Annotated in this window: 3 protein-coding genes; 1 reads left to right on the top strand and 2 read right to left on the bottom strand. The window is 45.5% G+C overall.

Features of this window, described 5'->3' with window-relative positions; genetic code table 11:
- Positions 1-163: 163 nt before the first annotated feature.
- Positions 164-1312 (bottom strand): lactaldehyde reductase, encoded by a 1149-nt coding sequence (gene fucO / locus MSA64_RS02270; protein ID WP_287890357.1) that lies wholly within the window; start codon positions 1310-1312, stop codon positions 164-166.
- 138 nt (positions 1313-1450) lie between these two features.
- Positions 1451-2041: a TetR/AcrR family transcriptional regulator gene (locus MSA64_RS02265; protein WP_022171956.1), complete on the bottom strand. Its 591-nt coding sequence runs from the start codon at positions 2039-2041 to the stop codon at positions 1451-1453.
- A gap of 207 nt (positions 2042-2248) precedes the next feature.
- Here MSA64_RS02265 and MSA64_RS02260 point away from each other — a divergent pair, with 207 nt between their 5' ends.
- Entirely contained in the window at positions 2249-3187 is a 939-nt protein-coding gene (locus MSA64_RS02260; protein ID WP_287890356.1) for an AEC family transporter, read from the top strand.
- The last annotated feature ends 90 nt before the right edge of the window (positions 3188-3277 follow it).

The following is a 3277-nucleotide window of genomic DNA, read 5'->3' as shown; positions in this document are numbered from 1 at the left end:
ACTTCTGGAAGCGTGGGGCGTGGATATGATTCAGGGATATTATTTTTCCAGACCGCTCCCGGTGGAGGAATTTCTGAAAAAGATCCGGGAAGCCGGATAAATAAAAAAGAGGAAGCTCATATCGGAGACTTCCTCTTTTTTTGCAGAGTTTAATAAATGTTGCTTATTTCATGATCTTACGGAACAGGTCTTTCAGATCTTCCACACTGGCATCTTTTGGGTTACCCGGTGCGCAGGCATCTGCGTGGGCAGATTCTGCAAGAAACTGCAGATCGTCTTCTTTAACTGCGTCGAGAACAGATGGGATTCCCACATCAGCGGACAGTTTTTTGACAGCATCGATAGCGGCTTTTCTGTATTCTTCCTGTGTCATATCATCGACACTTTTCACACCCATAGCACGTGCGATCTCACGATACTTCTCGCCGGTGCATTCCTGGTTGTATTCCATAACAATCGGCAGCATCATAGCGCAGGCAACACCATGTGGGGTATCATAAACAGCACCAAGAGTATGAGCCATGGAATGAGCGATTCCCAGACCTACGTTGGAAAATCCCATACCTGCGATATACTGACCAAGAGCCATTCCTTCACGGCCTTCTTTGGTGTTTTCAACAGCACCGCGGAGAGATCGGGAGATGATTTCGATGGCTTTCAGATGGAACATATCGGTCATTTCCCATGCAGCTTTTGTGGTGTAACCTTCGATGGCATGGGTCAGAGCATCCATACCGGTGGAAGCGGTCAGTCCTTTTGGCATGGAGGACATCATTTCCGGGTCAACAACAGCGATGATCGGCATGTCGTGTGGGTCAACACATACGAATTTACGTTTTCTTTCCACATCAGTAACAACATAGTTGATGGTTACTTCCGCAGCAGTTCCGGCTGTGGTAGGTACGGCGATGATCGGTACGCAAGGTTTTTTGGTCGGAGCCACACCTTCGAGACTTCTGACATCTTCAAATTCCGGGTTCGCGATGATAATACCGATGGCTTTGGAAGTATCCATGGAGGAACCACCGCCGATAGCGATCAGATAATCAGCACCGGATTCCTTGAAGGACTGTACACCGTGCTGAACATTTTCAATGGTTGGATTTGGTTTGATGTCGCTGTAAAGTTCATAGTCCAGACCGTTTTCTTTTAACAGGTCGGTAACTTTTGAGGTTACATTGAATTTTACCAGATCCGGGTCGGAGCATACGAACGCCTTTTTAAATCCATGTGCTTTTGCTTCATTAACGATCTCCTGAATAGCACCTGCTCCGTGATAAGAAGTCTGATTTAACATGATACGATTTGCCATAATACAAACACTCCTTTTCTTCTGGGAATCACCGTTTTCCGGATGTTCCGTTCTTTTGTGATTATATTAACAATGTTTTTGAAAAAAAGAAAGTTACAGAATTTGGTAAATGTAACATTTTGATAAGAAATTTTTGCTTTATTCCGTCAGAATGCCGAAAGAAGCAAAAAGGTCTGCAAGTTTCGCAGGCATGGCTTCCACCATCAGGCGTGCCAGGTCTTCCGGGGAGGTTGCCATGCCGGAGAGTACCCATTCGATAGTCATGGAGATTGATCCGTGGCAGTACATCTCAAGGAGAAACCGGATATCATCGGATGCCGGAGCGCCGGTCTTTAACTGGATCAGATCCTGATAAAAGCGGAAGATCAGCTGAAAATCATGTTCCCGCAGGGAGTTCTGCCGGTCATAACGGAAGGCGGCACGGAAAAATTCTTTTTCTTCCCCAATATAGGAGAATTTCAACTGTAACCCTTCCTGCACAGTTTTTCCCTGTCCCATGTATTCAAAGGATTTGATCAGTAATTTATCAAAGTACCAGTTGATCAGATCAAATTTGTCCATGAAGTTCCGGTAAAAGGTCTGTCTGGTCAGACCGCAGTTCTCTGTGATCTGGCGGACAGTGATGGCATCTACCGGGGTGTGACACATACATTCCTTCATGGATTCTGCCAGTCTGTATTTTGTTTTCTCGCCCCGTGTGAGGGAAGAAGATTCGTTTGGTAATGTCATAAAGAAATCTCACTTTCTGTTTGTCATGTATTGCATGGAATATAATATCCAGCGAAGCGTGTTACCGGGAACGGAGTGAACAGTAACCATTTATAATTATATGCATCATAGCACACAACGGAGGAATTTGACAGAAAAAAGACAGGGATGGTAAAAAATATATTGTAGGAAGTAGTCAGGAGATTTATAATAAGCACAGGAAAGATAATGGGGGATGAAAAAGTGATTGCTTTATTGCTGATGCAGCAGATTGCTGTATTGTTTTTGATTATGGGACTTGGTTTTCTGATCGTGAAGCTTGGAATCGTAAAGACAGAGGACAGCAGGGTACTTTCCATGGTGACGATTTATCTGGTTTTGCCCTGCGTGACGATCCATGCTTTTCAGATTGAATATTCCACAAAGATAAGAAATGGTTTTCTGCTTGCCGTTGCTGTGGCGATTCTGATCCATGTGGTGCTGTTTGTGGTCTGTGGAATCCTGAGAAAACTTCTGAAAATGGATGAAGTGGAGACGGCGTCTCTGATTTATTCCAATGCAGGTAATCTGATCCTGCCGCTGGTCACGTCCATCCTGGGGGAGGAATGGGTAATCTATGCCAGTGGTTTTCTGTGCGTACAGACGATCATTGTATGGACTCACGGACAGTCCCTGATGCAGGGACAGCGCCAGGTGAACCTGAAGAAGATCGTGCAGAATATCAATCTGATCGCGATTCTGACAGGACTGGTATTCTTCCTGTGTAATATCCATCTGCCGGAGATTATTGATTCTATGACTTCATCCCTTGCGGGTATGATCGGTCCGATCAGTATGGTGATGATCGGCATGCTTTTAGCAGGTGTGGACTGGAAGCTGGTCTTTGGAAAACGGAGAATCTATGGTATCGTATTTTTGAAAATGATCGTAGTGCCGGGAATCATTACCCTGTGCCTGAAACTGGCGGCACCGCTGATCCCGATGGAGAATGCAAAAACGATCCTGTTGATCAGCCTGCTGGCAGTAATTGCGCCGACGGCGGTAACGATCACACAGATGGCTCAGCTTTACAAAAGAGATGCTGCGTATGCAAGCTCGATCAATGTATTTACCACCCTGGTGTGCATCGTAACGATGCCACTGATGGTGATGCTATATATGATATAATGAGTGTTAGCGAGCGGGAACAAACGAAGTTTGTTCATCGGGAGCGGCGAATGTGGATCATGATAGCTGCGAAAGCAGCGTCAAGCACCG

This window comes from Oliverpabstia sp., assembly GCF_022785585.1.
In the GTDB taxonomy this organism is placed as follows: Bacteria; Bacillota; Clostridia; order Lachnospirales; family Lachnospiraceae; genus Oliverpabstia; species Oliverpabstia intestinalis.
This window is presented reverse-complemented; position numbering and strand designations above follow the sequence as displayed.

Coding starts and splice junctions, on each gene's coding strand:
- fucO (WP_287890357.1), bottom strand. CDS start 1,312: ATGGCAAATCGTATCATGTTAAATCAGACTTCTTATCACGGAGCAGGT.
- MSA64_RS02265 (WP_022171956.1), bottom strand. CDS start 2,041: ATGACATTACCAAACGAATCTTCTTCCCTCACACGGGGCGAGAAAACA.
- MSA64_RS02260 (WP_287890356.1), top strand. CDS start 2,249: ATGGGGGATGAAAAAGTGATTGCTTTATTGCTGATGCAGCAGATTGCT.